Annotated in this window: 11 protein-coding genes; 9 read left to right on the top strand and 2 right to left on the bottom strand. The window is 42.9% G+C overall.

Features of this window, described 5'->3' with window-relative positions; genetic code table 11:
• Nucleotide 1: 1 nt before the first annotated feature.
• Together P2G54_RS11490 and P2G54_RS11495 are read right to left on the bottom strand one after the other, a co-directional pair.
• Entirely contained in the window at nucleotides 2–2,839 is a 2,838-nt protein-coding gene (locus tag P2G54_RS11490) for a PD-(D/E)XK nuclease family protein (protein WP_275871248.1), read from the bottom strand.
• A complete protein-coding gene (locus P2G54_RS11495; RefSeq protein WP_275871249.1) occupies nucleotides 2,832–6,080 on the bottom strand; it encodes a UvrD-helicase domain-containing protein in 3,249 nt (1,082 codons plus the stop codon). The genes P2G54_RS11490 and P2G54_RS11495 overlap by 8 nt, the downstream gene beginning before the upstream one ends.
• Nucleotides 6,081–6,260: 180 nt before the next feature.
• Between P2G54_RS11495 and P2G54_RS11500 the strand changes: the two genes are divergently transcribed.
• The 9 genes from P2G54_RS11500 (at nucleotide 6,261) to P2G54_RS11540 (ending at nucleotide 19,583) form a co-directional block, all read left to right on the top strand.
• Nucleotides 6,261–8,426: an alpha-glucuronidase family glycosyl hydrolase gene (locus P2G54_RS11500; RefSeq protein ID WP_275871251.1), complete on the top strand. Its 2,166-nt coding sequence runs from the start codon at nucleotides 6,261–6,263 to the stop codon at nucleotides 8,424–8,426.
• A gap of 30 nt (nucleotides 8,427–8,456) precedes the next feature.
• Entirely contained in the window at nucleotides 8,457–10,574 is a 2,118-nt protein-coding gene (locus P2G54_RS11505) for a beta-L-arabinofuranosidase domain-containing protein (protein ID WP_275871253.1), read from the top strand.
• A 112-nt stretch (nucleotides 10,575–10,686) separates the two neighbouring features.
• Nucleotides 10,687–11,460: a hypothetical protein gene (locus P2G54_RS11510; protein ID WP_275871255.1), complete on the top strand. Its 774-nt coding sequence runs from the start codon at nucleotides 10,687–10,689 to the stop codon at nucleotides 11,458–11,460.
• 20 nt (nucleotides 11,461–11,480) lie between these two features.
• Nucleotides 11,481–12,008 (top strand): GNAT family N-acetyltransferase, encoded by a 528-nt coding sequence (locus tag P2G54_RS11515; protein ID WP_275871256.1) that lies wholly within the window; start codon nucleotides 11,481–11,483, stop codon nucleotides 12,006–12,008.
• 243 nt (nucleotides 12,009–12,251) lie between these two features.
• On the top strand, nucleotides 12,252–12,875 hold the full coding sequence (locus P2G54_RS11520; protein WP_275871258.1) for a hypothetical protein: 624 nt from the start codon (nucleotides 12,252–12,254) through the stop codon (nucleotides 12,873–12,875).
• Between the two features lie 219 nt (nucleotides 12,876–13,094).
• Entirely contained in the window at nucleotides 13,095–14,996 is a 1,902-nt protein-coding gene (locus P2G54_RS11525) for a tetratricopeptide repeat protein (RefSeq protein ID WP_275871259.1), read from the top strand.
• Between the two features lie 30 nt (nucleotides 14,997–15,026).
• Nucleotides 15,027–15,836: a creatininase family protein gene (locus tag P2G54_RS11530; protein WP_275871261.1), complete on the top strand. Its 810-nt coding sequence runs from the start codon at nucleotides 15,027–15,029 to the stop codon at nucleotides 15,834–15,836.
• Between the two features lie 45 nt (nucleotides 15,837–15,881).
• Nucleotides 15,882–16,448 (top strand): pentapeptide repeat-containing protein, encoded by a 567-nt coding sequence (locus tag P2G54_RS11535; RefSeq protein WP_275871262.1) that lies wholly within the window; start codon nucleotides 15,882–15,884, stop codon nucleotides 16,446–16,448.
• 174 nt (nucleotides 16,449–16,622) lie between these two features.
• On the top strand, nucleotides 16,623–19,583 hold the full coding sequence (locus P2G54_RS11540) for a PHP domain-containing protein (protein ID WP_275871264.1): 2,961 nt from the start codon (nucleotides 16,623–16,625) through the stop codon (nucleotides 19,581–19,583).
• The last annotated feature ends 8 nt before the right edge of the window (nucleotides 19,584–19,591 follow it).

Here is a 19,591-nt window from a genome sequence, read left to right on the forward strand (position 1 = left end):
ATTATCGCCCACAAATTTTCTTATAGGCGCAAAACTCACATTTTTTGATGTCCTCTGTCTGTCCAAATTCAACCTCCGGGTCAAAAATCTCGGAAATCAGTTGGCTCAATCCCAGTTCAAATTCCTCTTTAAAGTCGAAATAGTTTTCAATATCGGCTTTATCCATAGTCAAAAAGGGACTGAATTTAGGATCATAAATTTCCTTGATATTGAAAATCGCCGGTTTAAGAGGCAGTGAATTTTCAGGATGTCTGCTTTGGTAGAAATAGGCATAAAGCATGGTCTGAAAAGCTGCTTTATTTCTGTCCTTATCCTCTCTGTCAAAAAGAGAAGCAATTGATTTGATCTTCTTGTTGTCTTTTCCTGTTTTATAATCAATCAGTCGGATTACCCCGTCTTTTTGATCCACCCGGTCAATGTATCCTCCCAAAGCGGCCCTTTTCTCCCCCCATGGAGTTTGAATTGGAATCCCTGCCTTGAATTCCTTCTCCAGGCCCAAAACCCGGAAAGTCCCATTTTGCTGATCATATTTCAGAACAGCTTCCAGATACTTGATGAAAATAGCCCTTGCAATATGTAATTGACCATTGAGTACCAAGTCTTCTCCATCTTCCACTTGATAAAAATCCCGAATGGCATTATCCACTGCTGTTGGAATCATCGGCTTCAGGCGCTCAATTGCATGAGCATCAATTTCCCGATATTCTTTCCCCTCCTCAGGTGAATAGAGCAATTCAATTGCCTTATGTAGCATGGTGCCAAATGTCATTGGGTCAATTTCGGTCACCACTTCCTCTTTTTCCTTTAGGCCTGCCACATAGCGCAAATAAAACTTCAAGCGGCAATCCAGATACATATTGATCGCGGAGGCTGATAGCCCCTGGACCTTTTCAGTTGAATCGGGCTTCAGTAAATATTTTTCCAAGCTTTCAAAAATGGACTCGTTCTTAATCATTTTGATCTCTCGACCTGGGGTTAGGGAAACGGGGACCAAAACCGGCTTGGGTTTGGAAATAGGTAATTCCGCTACCATCTGCTGAATAAAACGACTCATCTCCCCTGCTTTGCCCCCATCGGATGCGGTAGTATAAATCAAATGCACCTCTTCAGCCTGATGCAACAGCCTGTAAAAAGTATAGGCATAAATCGCATCGTTTTGTTCCTGCACCGGAAGTTTGAAGGCTCTTCTCAGATTGAATGGAATCATGGAATTGATTCCTCCTCCAGGAGGGAAACTTCCCTCGTTCATATCGCAAATGATCACTCTCCTGAAATCCAGATTTCGGGATTCCAGCACCCCCATGATCTGAAGACCTTCCAGAGGCTCTCCTTCAAAGGGCAACTTAACCTCACGGAAAATCTGCCTGAAAAGCTTCAGGAAAAAATCGGGTTTGAGTTTACCGAGGGGATTTTTCGAAAAAACCTCCCGAATTCTTGTCAGTTGTTTGAAGGCCTGATACAAATAACTCCGCTGAATCGGGTCCTCTTGAAGTAAAGAAGCCATTGTCTGCATCAAACCCCCTAAGTATTCAAACAATTCATCCGCCTCTACCCTTTTAAAAACCAGGGCAAATAAATCTCCTCCTTTCACCAATTTTTCTGCAGGTATCTCTATCAAATTGGAGACCTTGATTTCTTCTTGGAGATCCTTGACGAAGTCTTTATCCTGATCTTTGAGATAAGGAAAAGTAAATAAGTCTGTCACAGGTTTATGATAAAAGAAAGTAGAATCCCCCTTCATTTTGACATAGCGCTGTAATTCCAGAACAGAGTCCAAAAAAGCAAAAATCGGAGCATTGCGTATAGGATACCCCATGGTCACATTCAGCTTGCTAACAGTCTCTGGCAAAGCATGTAGCGTGGGAAACAGCAATTGCTCATCCGGAAGAATGATCACAGATTCCTCCAAAGCTTCCTCAGGCCCAATAACCTCAGCAAGTTTTCCTACCAAATTGGCCTGATTGACTTTCAGAGGAATGGAATGGGTAAAAATCTTCCCTTCTTTGCCTCTGATCTTATCCGGAATTTCCTTGGGAAAGGTAGGTCCAAGCACCGGGTCTTTTTGATAATCCCTAAAAAACAAGCCTGCCTCTTGTCGCACATCCTCCAAATAATAGGCATCAACATCCCAAAATATCTCTGCTCCAAATTCCTTTACGAAATGCTTGATCAGTTTTTCCTCCGCCAAAGTAAAGGCATTGAACCCTACGAAAATATAGTGCTTTTCGGGTTGGGTGATCTTGGACAGATTCTCTACCGCCTCACGGTACAACTGCCCCGAATAGGCCAATCCTGATGTTTTCAAATGAACCTGGTACTGCTCATAAAGTCTGCCCAAAATCTGCCAAAACCGAAGAAATTTTTCCTTTTCAGAAGCATTTTGCCTTTCAAATGATTTCCAAAACTGGGAAATTAACTCGATCTGCTCTACAGATAAAAAACTAAGATCTGCCTCAAACTCCTTGATTTCAGCCAGGTTTCGATACACTGATTTTGCATCTGCCAGAAATTGGTCCAGATCATTGAAATCCTTTAGGATAATTTCACCCCAGAAATAAAAACGATCAAAATCCTCTGGCTCGTCCTGCAGTTGTCGGTACACTTGATACAGCTCAAAAATCAAAGTGAGCTCATCCGCAGGTGTCTGTCCGGCCAAACCATAAAACACCTGTTCAATAGTCCGAACCTCAGGCATCCATAAAGGCTGATCAATCAGATTTCCCAGATGTCGAGTAAAAAACAATCCCGCCCGCCTATTTGGCAAAACAATAACCAAGTCCTTCATATCTTGCCGGGACTCCAAAATGCTTTGGGCTGTATTTCTTAAAAAACTATGCATAGACTTCAATAATTTGTGTGGGTTCTAAATAGCAAAGAAAACCCTGTACAGGCCTTTGACTCAGTTGAGCTACCAAATTCATGTATTCTTGTACCTGCTTGAGATGAGAATCTTTTTTCTCACCTGTTTTAAAATCAATGACTATTGCCTGATCCTTTCCCATCAGGATTCTATCCGGTCGTTTTTGCTTTCCCCCAGGCAATAAAATCCCTTGTTCCGCCAAGGATTGATAGGAATCACTATACCAAACCTGAAATTCAGGCAAGGCAAAAAGACTTTCCAATTGAGCTGATACCAAATCTCTTGTTTCTTCATCCAGCCTACCCTCAAAACCATATTGTCTGAGCAACTGCAGGCCTTCCTCCAGATTATTGGACTGCTCCAGAATTTCGTGAACCAAAACCCCGATCCTGCGCTGCTCTCTGGAGACCAATCCGGACTCTGAAAAATCCCAGGCATATTCTCGTGTTTTCAACTTGGATTTCCAATCCGAATAGTCCCATCGAAGCGGTTCAGGTTCTGAACTACCAAGCTCTCTGTTTTTATTCTGCTCAGGCCAATTCCCCCAATCAAACTGGCAAGCCTCCGCATTCCAAAAAGATTGGCTATCCAACTGTCCTCCTGAAAAACCGGCCGAAAAAAGTTGGTAAAGCAAATTCCCTGTAGACTTGGGAGAAATATTTCCTTTTTGGTCTTGGGAGAATTCTGAATAGCCCCAAATCACTTCTTCTGCCCTTGTAAATGCCACATAGAGCATGTTGAGACTGTCCAAATAGGCTAAGCGGATTTCATCCTCATAAACTGATCGAAATGCAGAATCAGCCAAAAGCGACTGGTGTGTAAGTGGGAGTACGGTTTTTGGTAAATCCCCAAATTGAAACTCACTCCACAAAATCGAAGCCTTTGGTCCATATCCTATTATTCCCCAGTCCAAAAACGGCATAATTACTACTTTAAACTGTAGACCCTTGGACTTATGGATTGTCAATATCCGCATGGCGTCATGGTCTTCTGGAATCTTGACTGTACGTTTCTCCTGATTCAATTCCCACCAATCCAGAAATCCTCCCAAATCCGCGCGGTTCTTTTTCACAAAGTCAAACACGGCTTCCTTAAATCCGGAGATATAGGCCAAATCCACCCCATTTTCAATAAAATCAAGGAAATCCAAAAGTTCTTCCATCAGCTCCAAGAGAGGCAACTGAAGCCAAAAATTCAGTTTTTGGTGAAGCAGAAAATCTTTCTCTACAATTTCAGCAGGAAGTTTCCTTTTGTCAAAAAGTTCATGGGAATAGTCAATATCATGAATCAGGGCAAAATAAAACCACATCGTCTTCAGAGATACCAGATCGGCAGGATTTCCCAAATAGTGAAGCATCGCCAACAAACACTTGACTGCCGAAGACTTATGTAGAAAAAGGGAATCTTCAGATAGCACTTCAAAGCGGTAACCTGAGTCCGGATTCTCCCGACTATAAGCCATCAACTGATCGGCAATGTCAGCCCCTTGTTGGTTTTTGCGAACCAAAAAAGCGATGTCCTTCAGTTCATACCCTTGATCCTGAAGCTGCATGACCAAAGCAGGCAATTTTTCCAAAACACCTAATGAATCCGATTCTTCATCATCAGAATCATCACTTTCTCTTGACTTCCCTGCTTTTTGGGTAAACTCCAAATGGATCTTTCCATGAAATGGCAAATTCCTCTTTCTCTCAGGAACCTTTTGAACAACCTCATGAAAGGCATTTTCCAAAATATTTTGAGAGTCGATTTTGAAGCCTGACTCCATTCCATTTTGCATCAAAGCAGGCAATGCCTGAAAAAGAGAATTATTGAAATCAATGATTTTGGGAAGGCTGCGGAAATTTTCATCCAGGTTTTTAATTTGATGAAACTCCTCGTGGATCTGTTCCTGAACTTCACTTAACAGCAGTTCCAACTTCCCTCCGCGCCACCTATAAATGGACTGCTTGACATCCCCAACCAGCAAATTGGTGTTCCCTGAGGCAAGGGAATTTTCGATCAAAGGTTTAAAACTGGACCATTGAAAATCAGAAGTATCCTGAAATTCATCAATCAAAAAGTTCTGATATTGGTTTCCTATCTTTTCATAGATAAATGGAGCTTCATTTCCCTTGGTGATTTCTTTGAGGAAATCATTGACATCCGAAATCAGAAGTATCCCTTCCTCGTCCTTCAAGTCTCGTAACTCAGAGATCAAATTTCGAAATACGCCAAAAGCATTGAGGTTTTTCTGCAAGGCCTGTAACGTATTCCAGAGAGAAACAAAATCGGGAAGGGACAATAGCAATTCCCGCAAACCAGCAGCTGCCGCTTCCTCTATTTGGGTTTTCATCTTTGAAGTCTTGGCATACCAAGAATCAATTCCTGCCACTTTTACTTTTTGACCTTCGGTCAGCGTAGGAAAGGGATTGTCAGGATTACCCAATTTGTCAAGTTTGATCGCAAAATTACTAGTTCCAGCTCCCCCAATAAAATCAGTCCATTCCAAACCAAACCGAAGCCTGATTTCATTCGCCAATGCTTTCATCCGCTCAGCTTCCCCTATCAATTCCTTACGTCTAGTCTGAATCTGTTTTCTGAAATCCCCCAAAAAACCCTCCTGAACCACTGTTTCTTGGAAGAGTTCCTTGTGGACTTTGAACTTTTCCTGAAAAATCTCCCTACCGAGAGATCTCACCCCTTTCCGAATGTCCCAAGACTTTCCCTCAATGATTTGTTCTTCCGCATAATCAATAAGCCATTTACGAAGAGTTGGGTCTTGATCCATCTTTTCAACCATCCGGTCTACGAGACGTTCCAAAACAGCATCCTGGTCCAATTCAAGATCGAATTTTGCCTGCAAATCCATCTCCCGGGCAAAGGATCGAATCACCCGCTGAAAAAATGAATCAATGGTGCTGACCGAAAAATACCCATAGGCGTGAAGGATTTCCAACAAGGTTTCCCGGCTTCGCTTCTGAAGTTCTTCAGCATTCAATTTCAAATGCTCCATCAGTTGCTGATCCAAAAATTCATCGGGTCTGATTTCCCTTCCCAAGCGCTCCAAATACTCCAGAATTCGTTCCTTCATTTCTTGAGTGGCCTTGTTGGTAAAGGTCACCGCCAAAATCTGCCTGAATGCATTGGGACGAACAAGGGCAAGTTTTAAATACTCCAAAGTCAAGGTATAGGTCTTACCCGAACCTGCAGAGGATTTGTAGATAATGAAGGGTTTCATATTCAAAAAGGAAAAAGTGAAGGACTAAGATAAAGAGGCTGGAAAACTTTTCCCTTAGCAAACAAAGAGTTTGACGAAAATTGTCAGATTAACCAAATATCTAAAATTCCTCCCAATAGGAAAGTCAAGATTGGAATTTGAAACATTTTTATCCAACTTCTGCCCTCTAACCTTAAACCCATGAACAAACCAATTCTTCTTTTTTGCCTTTTCTGGGCAATGACAATTTTCAATTCCTCAGCAAAAGACGGGTACAAACTATGGCTTGATTACAGTCCTATCAAAGATGCTTCCAAAGCATCCGAGCTGAATAACTTACTCAATGGAGTTTATTTTTTTGGAGAAAATCCCACCTACGAAGTCATCCGAAATGAACTGAAACAAGCAGGTGACGGCATGCTTAACATGCAGCCGACTTTTGTCAGCGAGCGACTGGAAGCAGCAAATCTTTTGCTTGGAAGCAGAGAACAGATGAGCCAACTCCTAGGTCTGGATACACAAACCGAAATCCTGAAACTTGGAGAAGATGGATACTGGAGAGGACCCTTGGAATTTGAAGGAAAACACTACTACGCCATCATCGGGAACCGTCCAGTAGGTATTCTTTATGGAGTTTATGATTGGCTCAAAAGCATACAAAGCAATACTTTTAATAAAGGCACACAACATTCTGATAGTCCAAAGATTAAAATAAGAATGTTAAACCATTGGGACAACCTTGATAGGACTGTGGAAAGAGGATATGCGGGTTTTTCTATCTGGGACTGGCATAAACTTCCGGGCTATATTGACCCACGGTACATTGAATACGCCAGAGCAAATGCCTCCATAGGAATCAATGCCGTTTCCCTGACCAATGTCAACGCCAATGCCCGCATTCTCACCACGGACTTTATGAAAAAAGCCAAGGTATTGGCAGACCTTTTTAGACCTTACGGAATCAAAGTTTATTTGACGGCTCGGTTTTCTGCTCCGATGGAAATTGGGGGCTTGGAAACCGCGGATCCACTGGATCCTGAAGTAATCGCTTTTTGGAAAAAGAAGACCGATGAAATGTATTCCTTTATCCCTGATTTTGGAGGTTACTTAGTCAAGGCAAACTCGGAAGGACAGCCTGGTCCTCATGAATATGGAAGGAATCATGCTGAAGGCGCCAACATGCTTGCAGACGCTTTGGCTCCCCATAGGGGAATTTTGATTTGGAGAGCATTTGTCTATTCCCACGAAATAGACGAGGACAGGCACAAGCAGGCTAATTCTGAGTTTGAACCCTTAGATGGTAAGTTCAGGGAAAATGTCATCATTCAGGTAAAAAACGGTGCCATTGATTTCCAGCCAAGAGAGCCTTTCCACCCACTTTTCGGAGCAGTAAAGGAAACCAATCTTGGCATGGAGTTTCAGATTACTCAAGAATACCTGGGACAAGCTACTCAGTTGGTTTTTCTGGCCCCCATGTGGGAAGAAGTGCTCCGTTCCAGAACATTTCGCCCAACTCCAAATTCCACAGTTGCGGGAATCATAGATGGATCTGACTCCAAACAAAACCTCACCCTAATGGCTGGAGTTTCTAATATTGGCACGGACCGGAATTGGACCGGCCATCTTTTCGGACAGGCGAATTGGTTTGCATTTGGGAGACAGGCCTGGAATCCATACCTGTCCTCAAAAGAAATTGCAGAGGAATGGATCAAATTGACCTTTGGTCAAAATCAAGAAATCCTTTCTACGATTGAGGAAATCATGCTGGAATCCCACGAAGCGGCAGTCAATTATATGACTCCTTTGGGACTTCATCACATCATGGGCAGAAGCCATCATTATGGCCCAGGACCATGGGTAGAAGGAGGAAGGGCAGATTGGACCTCACTATATTATCACAAAGCAGATGAAGAAGGGATTGGTTTCGACCGAACCTCAACCGGAAGTAGCGCATTGAGTCAGTACGCTTCTCAAATCGCTGCAAGATGGTCAGATCCTAACCAGATACCCGAAAAATTATTACTGTGGTTCCATCACCTTCCTTGGGATTTTAAACTCCGTTCCGGAAGAAGTTTGTGGGATGAAATAGCTCTCCACTACGACAAGGGAGTAAAGACTGCCAGAAAAATGAAGTCTGATTGGGAATCACTGGAAAGCCAAATTGACCCGGAGCGATTCGTTCATGTCGATCAACTTTTGGCTATTCAAGTGCAAGAAGCAGAATGGTGGAGAAATGCCTGTTTACTTTATTTCCAAACCTTTTCCAAAAGACCGTTTCCCCAAGAAATCGAACAACCGGAAGGAGACTTGGATTATTACAAAAGCTTGAGTTTTCCAACAGCTCCGGGAATCAGACCCCAATGGTAAAATAAAATTGGAACAGATAAATCTACCCCTATGAAGAAAAGCGTTTTACTTCTGGCTTCTCTTGGAATCCTTGCGGCTTGTGCACCAATTGAAAAAGAGGAAAATCAAGATTTGTCTGCCCATTACCTTACCAACAGACAGCCCCTACATCCCAATCCATACCTTGAGCTACCACTTGGAAGTATTAAGGCAGAAGGTTGGCTTGAAGATCAACTCCAAAGAATGGCCAATGGATTGACGGGTCATTTGGATGAAATCTACCCGGAGGTGGTCGGACCAAGAAATGGCTGGCTCGGTGGAGATGGAGACGGTTGGGAACGCGGGCCTTATTGGATCGATGGACTTTTACCTTTGGCTTATATTCTCGATGACGAGCAGCTAAAACAAAAGGTAAAACCGTGGATTGAATGGACCTTGGCCAACCAAGTCGAAAACGGATACTTGGGCCCCATTCCATTTGAAACAGAGCCAGAACCTGAGCCAGGCCTTCAAAGAGGAAGAAGAAAAGACTGGTGGCCAAAAATGGTTATGCTCAAAGTACTCCAGCAATACTACCAGGCCACAGGAGATGAAAGAGTTATAACTGCTTTAAGTAAATATTTTCGATATCAACTGGAAGAACTCCCCAATCACCCGCTGGACTTTCTGTCCTTTTGGGCAAACCGCAGGGCCGGTGACAATTTACAGGTCGTCTATTGGCTTTATAATATAACGGGAGAATCATTTCTTTTGGAATTGGGTGACCTGATCCAACAACAAACTTTTCCATGGGAGCAGGTTTATACCAACGCCGAAAATGAGGTCGAATTTTCAGACACTTGGCACTACAATAAAATCAAAGGATTTCCATTTGACAGCTCGGAAATAAACAATCTAAACCTAGCTCAAATTCCTGGACTCCATACGGTCAATATTGCTCAGGGCTTAAAACAACCGATCATTTATTTTCAAAAAAGCAAAGACACAGACGCCATCGCTTCAGTAAAGACTGCTCTGGAAAAAATCAAAAAATACCACGGGCAGCCCCAAGGCATGTACGGTGGAGATGAACCCTTGCATGGAAACAGCCCTGTTCAGGGTATAGAGTTCTGTTCCATTTCGGAGGAAATGTATTCTCTTGAATCCATCCTAAAAATTACAGGGGATATGGAATTTGCGGACCTTTTGGAAAAAATCACCTACAATGCGCTTCCTACCCAAGCTTCAGATGACTTTACCAGCAGGCAGTATTTTCAGGCAGCCAACCAAGTCGAACTGACAGACCAACTGGTAACTTCCTACGAAAAAGACAATCACCAGGGAACTGACTTTGCCTTTGGAGTTCTTTCCGGATTTCCTTGCTGCACCACCAACATGCATCAATCCTGGCCCAAGTTTGTCCAGAACCTCTTTTATGCAACTCCAGATGGGGGTGTTGCGGCGTTACTATATGCTCCTAGTTCTGTAGAACTCACTGTGGGTACGGGAGCAATTCTTAAAATCAAGGAATCGACAGGCTTTCCTTTCAGAGAGACCATACGGTTTGATTTGGAGCTTTCGGAAGAGGCTTACTTTCCATTTCACTTGAGAATTCCATCCTGGACTGAAAAGGCCACAATTCACGTCAATGGAGAATCAGTAGACTGGACAACTCAAAAAGGAGTCGCGATCATCAAGAGAACCTGGAAAAGCGGGGATCAGATCTCTCTTACCTTGCCGATGCAATTGAGAAGTTCGGAATGGTATCAATCCATGGTGGCATTGGAAAGAGGACCTTTGGTATATAGCCTGAAAATTCAGTCCGAAGAAAAGACCAAAGACAGGAATGACAGGTTTCGGTCCTTCACAGAAATTTTCCCCACGGAAGCCTGGAATTTTGGCATTACCAAAAACACCCTTTCGGACCTTTCTAACTCTATTCGGGTAATTGAAAAGGAATGGGACGGGTCCTATCCATGGAATCTGGAAAACGCCCCGATCGAGCTTCAACTTACCGGAGTGCAACTCCCTGAATGGAAAACAGTCAACAGTGCCCCACTCCTTCCCGATTCCTGGCCTCAAACAATTTCCTCTACTGAATTAGCCAAGCGGGAAAAGCCAATCACCTTGATTCCCTATGGATGCACTACGCTTAGGATTACAGAATTCCCCCTTATTGAAACTAAATAGGCAATTCTGATAAAGGTTAAAGCGCTAATCCTAACATCCATTCCTCACCCAATTTTTGTATTTTCATTGCCAATAAAAATTCTCGGAAAACGGCGAATTAATTTAAAGGCATATGGGTAGAATTCATGCGATTGAATGGGCTGACCAGACATGGTTTCCTGAGTTGATCAGAAACTACATGACGGATTTTTTGCAATTTCTGGCGAATAAGACCAAAATGTTTTCCCCCATAGTCCCAAAAATCGAGGAGATTTTGGGAAAGACCCAAAACCATCAGATCATAGACTTGGCTTCAGGTGGAGGTGGTGGCTTACTATCGCTCAATCAGGAGTTAATTGAAAAAATACCTGATGTAAAATTTCTAATGACTGACCTTTACCCCAACTTGAAGGCATTCCAATACACCCAATCGCAAGCTCCCAATTTTGACTATTCCGAAAAACCTGTGGATGCCATGAATGTCCCAAACCATCTCAAAGGATTACGGACCATGTTTCTATCATTCCACCACTTTAGACCCAAAGACGCAATTCAAATCCTACAAAGTGCAGTGAAATCCAATCAACCCATCTTGATTGTCGAAGGACAGGAAAGAACTACCCCCAGTCTAATGGCTATGTTTTTCTCTCCACTGACGGTTTTGTTCACCACTCCTTTCATCAAACCTTTCTCCTTCAAGAGGATTTTATTCACCTATATTTTACCCCTTGTTCCGATTTTCACATGGTGGGATGGAATAGTTTCTTCTCTACGCACCTATTCTGTAAAGGAAATGGAGAGCTTGATCACCAAAGTACCAAATCAGGAGAAATTTGATTGGGAAGTAAAAAAAATAAAATCAGGCCCTACATACCTACTTTATCTATTCGGAATACCCAACATTTAACCCATCAATTCAAAAATCCAATGTCATATATTTTTACAAGCCCCAGATTGGGATTTCGTACCTGGAAAAGCGAAGACCTTGCAGCTAAAGCTGCCTTAAATGCTGACAAAGAAGTAATGAAATATTTCCCAAAGCCTCTTAGCGAAAAGGAATCCCAGGAAATGATGGACAGAATGAACCAAATGTATGATGAAAAGGGCATTTGTTATTTCGCGGTGGATTCCCTGGAATCAGGAGATCTTGTTGGAATCATCGGTTTGGGCTGGAAAAGCTTCGAAGCAGATTTTACCCCATGCGTGGATATAGGCTGGCGACTGGCCCGTCCCCACTGGAATAAGGGTTATGCAACGGAAGGAGCTAAGGCTTCTCTGGAATACGGGAAACAACTAGGGATAAAAAAAATTGTATCCATGGCATCTGTGGACAACCTGGCCTCAATCGGTGTGATGAAAAAAATAGGGATGAAGTACTGGAAAAACTTTAAACATCCTGAACTCACTGATAAGCCCCATTTGGAAATCATGGCACTTTATCAAATTGATTTCTAAACCCACCCAATAGGCCTTTTTTAATGGCTTATTTTTTTATTATCACACGCACTACCATCCCTAGAATTATTTTTTTAATTTATAAATTACTGATTACCAATATTTTATTTAAATATTTTTTGTAACTTAAATATCCAATTTGACATACTCTTTAATGTTTTTTAGAGGGAATTCCTTTCCCAGGTACCCGATTCCGGGTTATTATCTATTACGTTTTATCTATCAACTTTAATTTTCAATCAAATGAAATCTATTTTATCAAAAATCCATTGGTACATGCCAATGGCTGTCCTTTTAATTTTTGTAGTTGCTTGTATGCCTCAGGAAAACACTTCTCCTCGTATGATTCAGGATACAGAAATCGAAAAGGCATTCTATGAACCATTTGAAAATCCTTTGGAAAACCTAAGGATGAATCCGGAAATGCTAAAAATGCTGGCAAGTATCCGGGAAAACACGGCAAAATACCACCGTCTGGAAGTAGCTGAAGCAGATGGTTATGAAACTGGTTCTGACTGTGTAAGTCATCCTGAAGATGGAGGAATGGGCTATCACTTTGTCAATTTTGCTTTGGTTGATGAAGTTTTCGATCCGAGCCAACCGGAAGCATTGTTGTACGAACTCGCGGAAAACGGGGAATTAAGATTAGTTGGAGCAGAGTTCATTATAGCAGCCGCACCATGGGACCAAGAGCATGAGGGTATTCCTTATTTTGGAGAGCAGGCATTTGACGACCATAGGGATTTTTTAAAAATGGGCGGTCCACAATTTCCTCATTACCAACTTCATGCCTGGGTATGGAAACACAATCCTTCGGGGATATTCGCTAAGTTCAACCCGAGAGTGGAATGTGAGCCTGAAGACTAAGAAATCAAGTCCTCCTTTTTGGAGGACTTTTTTTTTCAAAACAAAAAATAAATAGGGCCTAAATCAGCCAGAGTTTTAATCCAATTCCCTCAATTGAGCACCGTTTAATTTTTCTTTGGGACAAAAAGTGTAGAATTCGAATATTTGAATAATCTTGCTAAAGTTAAACTATAAAACCTTGGCTACCTTTTGATAGCGAAGGTTTTTCAATAGTTGATTATGCTCCAAAAATTCCTTCGATTTATCACGCTTTTCTTGGTTCTTATTCCAACCGCGAGTTTCGGAATAGATACACCCGAGCCAGACCCCCAAACAACAAGCTTTGAGTCATTACTTTTCAAAAGTATAGAACTTACCTATGTGAACCTAGATAGTTCCTTCCAACTACTTCAGCAGGCGAAGGAAGTAGTAAGGCAAACAGGGGACAAACATCAGGAAGGAAAACTTGAAAATGAACTCGGAAAACTCCATTATGTAAAAGGAGACTATGCAACTTCCATGAAGCATTTTTCAAATGCCCTGGAAATTTTTGAGTCTATTCAGGAAAAAGAAGGATTCGTCTATGCCTTAAATGGAAGGGGATTGATCTACTTGAGCCAACATGATTATCCAAACGCAATCGACATTTGGAATCGCTGCATCGAAATTAATACTGAGCTGAATGATAGTCTCAGTCTTGGAAAAAATCACTTCAATATCAGCATCGCACAATCTGAACTGAAGGAATTTGACCAAGCATTAGAATCGGCAATTTCAGCTTTGTTCTTTCTTGATAAATACAAGGAAAATCCCCTCTATGCCATGGCACTAAACAGACTGGCAAAAATCTATTTTGAAAAGGGAGAGCTAGAAAAAGCTACAGAGACCTATGAAAAGGTCTTGGAACTGGACCCGGAGGTTACCAATTGGGAAAAAGCCTTTGCCCATACAGGGCTAGCGGAACTAGCGGTTGAAAAGGGAGAAATTGAAAAAGCTATTCAATTTGGACAAGCAGCGATGGAATATGCCCAAATGGTCAAAGCTCTCTGGGATAAGGAATGGGCAACCAAAATTTTGGCAGAGGCATATGCAAGGCAAGGAGATTTCCAAAATGCCTTTCACTATGCCAGCTTAAACAAAAGTTATTCAGATAGCCTATACAGTGAAAACAAGAACGCTGAAATCAGCTACCTACAGTTGCAGCTGGCAGAAAAGGATAATCAGGCCCTGCACCAGGAAGTAGAGGCGGGGAAAAGCCGGACAAGGTACTTCATCATTATTGCCGTGATTTTGACCTTGTCTATGATCGTGAAGGCGGTTGCATTGATTCTATACCGCAGAAATCTTCGCCAAAAAGATCAATTCAACAGGGAACTGCAGGAAAAGCAAAGAGAAATACAGGCTCAGAAAGAAAAGTTGGAGGCTATGAATGAAGAAAAGAACAAACTCTTTTCCATTCTTTCACATGATCTCAAGGCGCCAATCAACTCAGTCAAGCAAATCCTTGAACTCGAGGAAAGGGGATTACTTACTGAGGAAGAATATAAATCAATACGAAAGATTTTGATCAAACAAGTGGATGAAACCGAACAGATGATAGGCAAACTGCTTCGCTGGTCACACGCACAGTTGAATGGAATTCTGACCAACCGAACTCCTATCGACCTTCAGGCCCTTATCAAAGAGCAAATCAACCATACGGAATACCAGACTTTTTCAAAAAACATTAAGATCGAATTTGAGGAGGGGCCGGAAGCCAAAACGATCTTGGCTGACCTGCAACAGGTTCAGATTGTAGTCCTCAATTGCCTCCACAATGCCATTAAATTCTCAAAACCCAACGGAATAATCAGTATTTGGGCCTCTGAAAATGAGAAGTATTTGGAATTGCACATTCAAGATGAGGGAACCGGAATATCTTCTGAAAAATTAAATGAAATTAATTCCAAACTGGTTCAGGTAACCTCCACAGAAGGGACTAACCAGGAAAAAGGCACCGGTTTGGGGCTTTTATTAGTCCGTCAGTTCATGGACAAAAACCAAGGAATATTTCAAATAAAAAGTGTGGAAGGAAAAGGAACAGAGGTAATATTAAGTTTTGAAAAAGCCACTGTCTTGGAAATGGAGCCCGAAGAATCCTAATAATTACAGCTACAAATGTTATTTTCCCATATGAAAAAATTTATCCCTGGCATATTGATGCTACTTGGAAGCTTTTCTGTTTTGGCCCAAACTCCCAGTACACGGGAAATGGACCGGATCAATTGGATGGAGTTCAGCGAATTCGTACCTGAGAAAATAAACACCGTTCTTTTACCTACTGGAACCTTGGAACCCCATGGTGTGGTGAACAACGGTGCCGACAATACTGCACCTTTTGCCATGGCAAAAGAAATCGCAGACGAGCTAAATGCCCTGATTGCACCAACCCTGAATTATGGAATTACGGGAAGTATGGCAGCATACCCCGGCGCTTTTCAAATTTCTGAAGAAGCCTATGCCCCTTTCATTAGGGATATTCTAAAAGGACTTGCCAAAAACGGGTTTAAAAACATCATCATCCTTAACGGTCATGGAGGTGGACAAACTGCCGTATTGCACAAAGTAGCCGGAGATGTGGCCAATGAATTGGGCATAAGAACTCTGGTGATCAATTGGTGGACCTATGCATCGGATGTGACTATGGAGGTATTCAAAGAAGACGGTGGACATGCCGGCCTCAACGAGACCGCTTACATCCAGGCCATTGACCCTACCTTGGTTCACAAAGAACGCTACAACTCCAACCAAGCGACAGCCTATCCCAAGGACAAAGCCTGGGCTGCAGTGCCTTTCCCCTCTTCTATCGGACTTTACCAGGAAGGTCAGGGCTACCCCAATTTTGACCAGACTCAGGCTGAGGAATATTTCCAAAAAGTCAATGCAAAAATCCTGAAACTGATTCAGGACACCATACAAAAGTGGGATTTGGCAGGGCTCTGATATAGAGCTCTACCCTTTTTTAATCCTTAACTCCCTTCCCAAAAAATGGCCTATTATTCGGACCTGGACTTTCAAAACCAAGATTTTAGCCAAAAATCCTTGGAACAAAGTGAATATGAAGGCTGCACCTTTAGTCACTGTAATTTTTCCAACCAGGACCTCAAAGGTTTTAGCTTTGAAAACTGCAGTTTCAAAAACTGTGACCTGAGCAACATTCAGGTGTCCGGAGTTTCCTTTAGGGAAGTCAGCTTTGAGTCCTGCAAAATGCTGGGCATCCATTTTCATACTGCCAATCCTTTTTTATTGGAATTCAATTTCCAAAAATGCCAATTGAGCTACTGTAGCTTTTTTAACCTCAAACTCAAAAAATCAAAATTCAACAACTGTCAATTGTTAGAAGCAGACTTTTCCCAAACAGACTTAAGCGGAGCCGATTTTCAGGGATCTGAGTTGGCAGGAACTGTTTTTGACCGTACCATTCTGGAAAAAGCAGATTTACGAAACACAAGCAATTTTGAAATAGACCCGGAAATCAACCGGCTCAAAGGAGCACGATTTGATCTGGACGGCCTGCCTGGACTCCTCCGAAAATACGGGATCAAAATAGGATAAGTCCCTTTTCTTTTTCTGACAGTTTCACCCAAAAAGAGTCAAGTCTCTTGACTCATACCTCTATTTTTTGCTTAAATTATAAACATATAAATGTTAATAAAATTGACATTTAGGATTCCTACGTTCAAGGAACGAAGAATAGCTACTCCCCTATTTCCTTTAGTAAACCGACCAATGTTTCTCAATTGTCACTCCCATTTCAGCTTCAAGTACGGTACACTTTCCGTAGACTCTCTGATCGCTGAGGCGAAAGACAAAAAACTGGATGCTTTTGCGCTCACGGATATAAATTGCACTGCCGGTATATTTCCCTTTGTCCGGGCCGCACAAAAAGCAGGAATCCATCCGGTGATAGGCGTTGATTTTCGGAATGGCTCCCGTCAGCAATACATAGTCCTGGCCCGCAACCAAGAAGGGTTCTACGAACTCAACCTTCACCTCTCACAACACCTGATCCGAAAAAAAGAATTCGATGCCAAAGCCCCGGCATTCGACCATTGTTTTGTCATCTATCCTTTTGTTGAAAAATACTTTGCACTGAGAGAAAATGAGTACATCGGGGTGCACCCCAGTCAGATAAACCTTCTACTAACGTCCCCTTGGTATAGACATAAAGAAAAGCTAGTCCTCTTACAACCCGTAACCTTTGCTTCCAAACTCGACTTCAATGCCCATCGTCTTCTCCGAAGTATAGACCTCAATACCCTGCTCAGCAAACTTCCCATAGCAGAGCAAGCCGACCCCACAGACCGGTTTTACAGCTATGCCGACACAGTAGGCAGGAGCGAAAACCACAGCTATCTCCTGATCAACGCCCAAAAACTGCTGGAGCAATGCCAGTTCTCCTTTTACTTTCAGGCAGTCAAAAACCGACGGAATATATTAGGCTCGGATTGGGAGGATTTTGACTTCCTGAGGCAGGAGACATTCAAAGGGGCACTCAATCGTTATGAAAATATCAGCCCTGTCATCACCCAGAGAATAGAAAAGGAACTGGAACTCGTCCAGCAAAAGGGCTTTGTCTCCTACTTTCTGATCAACTATGACATCGTAAGCTTTGCCCGGCATCGCAACTTCTATCATGTAGGTCGCGGGTCCGGAGCCAATAGCATCGTTGCCTATTGTCTGGGCATCACGGATGTGGACCCCATCGAACTGGATCTGTACTTCGAGCGCTTCATCAATCTTTACAGGGAAAATCCTCCCGATTTTGACATTGACTTCAGTTGGAAAGATCGGGACGAGGTGATTGATTACATTTTCCGAAAATACAACCAAGGCAACAGCGAACATGTCTGTCTACTCGCTACCAACAATACCTTTCAGTACAATTCGGTTTTCCGGGAATTGGGAAAAGTATTTGGACTTCCAAAAACCGATATTGAATCCCTCATTCACTACGCAGACAAGCCTGGCTACGAACCTGACCAATATGGCAAACTGATCATCAAATACAGCCAGGTACTCAAGGATATGCCTGCCAACCTCAGTATTCATGCAGGCGGGATCCTGATTTCCCATAAACCCATACACTACTACACCGCTACGGAACTGCCTCCAAAAGGCTTCCCTATCTCCCACTTCGACATGCACGTCGCAGAGGATATAGGCCTGCACAAATTTGACATCCTAAGTCAACGTGGACTGGGACATATCAAAACCGCCATCGAGACCATCTACCAAAACAAAGGCATAAAAGTAGACATCCGTCAGGTGGAAAAGTTCAAAAAAGATCCAAAGATCAAGGCGCATCTCCGAAACGGACATACCATCGGAGCATTCTATGTGGAATCCCCTGCCATGCGTATGCTCCTGGCAAAAATGAAAGCCGACGAATATCTGGAACTTGTCGCTGCCAGCTCTATCATCCGACCGGGAGTAGCCAGATCCGGAATGATGCGGGAGTACATCCTCCGACATGTGAATGAAGAACGGAGAAAAACAGCCCATCCCGTACTGGCCGACATCATGCCCGAGACCTATGGAATCATGGTCTATCAAGAAGATGTGATCAAAGTAGCCCATTACTTTGCTGGATTGAGTCTGGGTGAAGCCGATGTACTGCGGAGAGGAATGAGTGGCAAATCCCGCTCAAAAGATGAGTTTCAGCGGGTCAAAGACCGGTTTTTTACCAACTGCAAAAAACTTGGCCATGAGGATAAAATCACTCAGGAGGTTTGGCATCAGATCGAAAGCTTTGCCGGATATTCCTTTGCCAAGGGACACTCGGCCTCCTTCGCCGTGGAAAGCTACCAAAGCCTCTACCTGAAAGCTTATTTTCCTTTGGAGTTAATGGTAGGCGTGATCAATAATTTCGGAGGGTTTTACCATACCGAATTCTACGTCCATGAACTGAGAATGAACGGGGCTGACATCCAAGCTCCCCATATCAACGAAAGTGAGTATCTGACCCGAATTACAGGCAAAACTGTTTATCTGGGCTTTATTCACTTGAAATACCTGGAAAAAGCCAGTATGGAAAAGATCCTGAGCGAGCGCCGGGCAAATGGTCCATTTCTGGGTTTGGGGGACTTTGTTTCGAGAGTGGATATCAGCCTGGAGCAGTTGCTGATTCTCATTCGGATCAACTGCTTCCGGTTTACCGGGAAAACCAAACAGGAATTACTCTGGGAAGCTCATTTCATACTCAATAAGCGTAAGGTTCCCTCCTGTACCCATGACCTCTTTCAAAACGGAGGAGTATCCTACACCAAAAAACAACCCGAAGTCCCCACATTAGAAGCTCTGGATATACGCCAGGAAATCGTAGATCAAATCGATATTCTGGAGTTTCCGCTGGACTCCCCCTTTCATCTCATCAAGGATCAGAGTCTTCGGGGAATCCAGGCCAGAGACCTGAAGAAGCATCTGGGTAAAAACGTGATCCTCCTCGGCTATCTGGTCACCGTCAAATACACCCGCACAGTGAAGGGGGATGTGATGAACTTTGGGACATTTCTTGACAGAGACGGGGATTGGATCGATACGGTACATTTCCCTCCGGTAGTCAAAAAACATCCCTTCAAAGGTCGGGCGATCTACCGGATCGAGGGAAAAGTAGTGGAAGAATTCGGCTTCTTCTCCATCGAGGTAAATGCACTGGAACGCATGGAATATTGGAATGCGGGGGATTGAAACAGGAA

It is taken from the genome of Algoriphagus sp. CAU 1675 (assembly GCF_029222925.1).
Classification (GTDB): Bacteria; Bacteroidota; Bacteroidia; order Cytophagales; family Cyclobacteriaceae; genus Algoriphagus.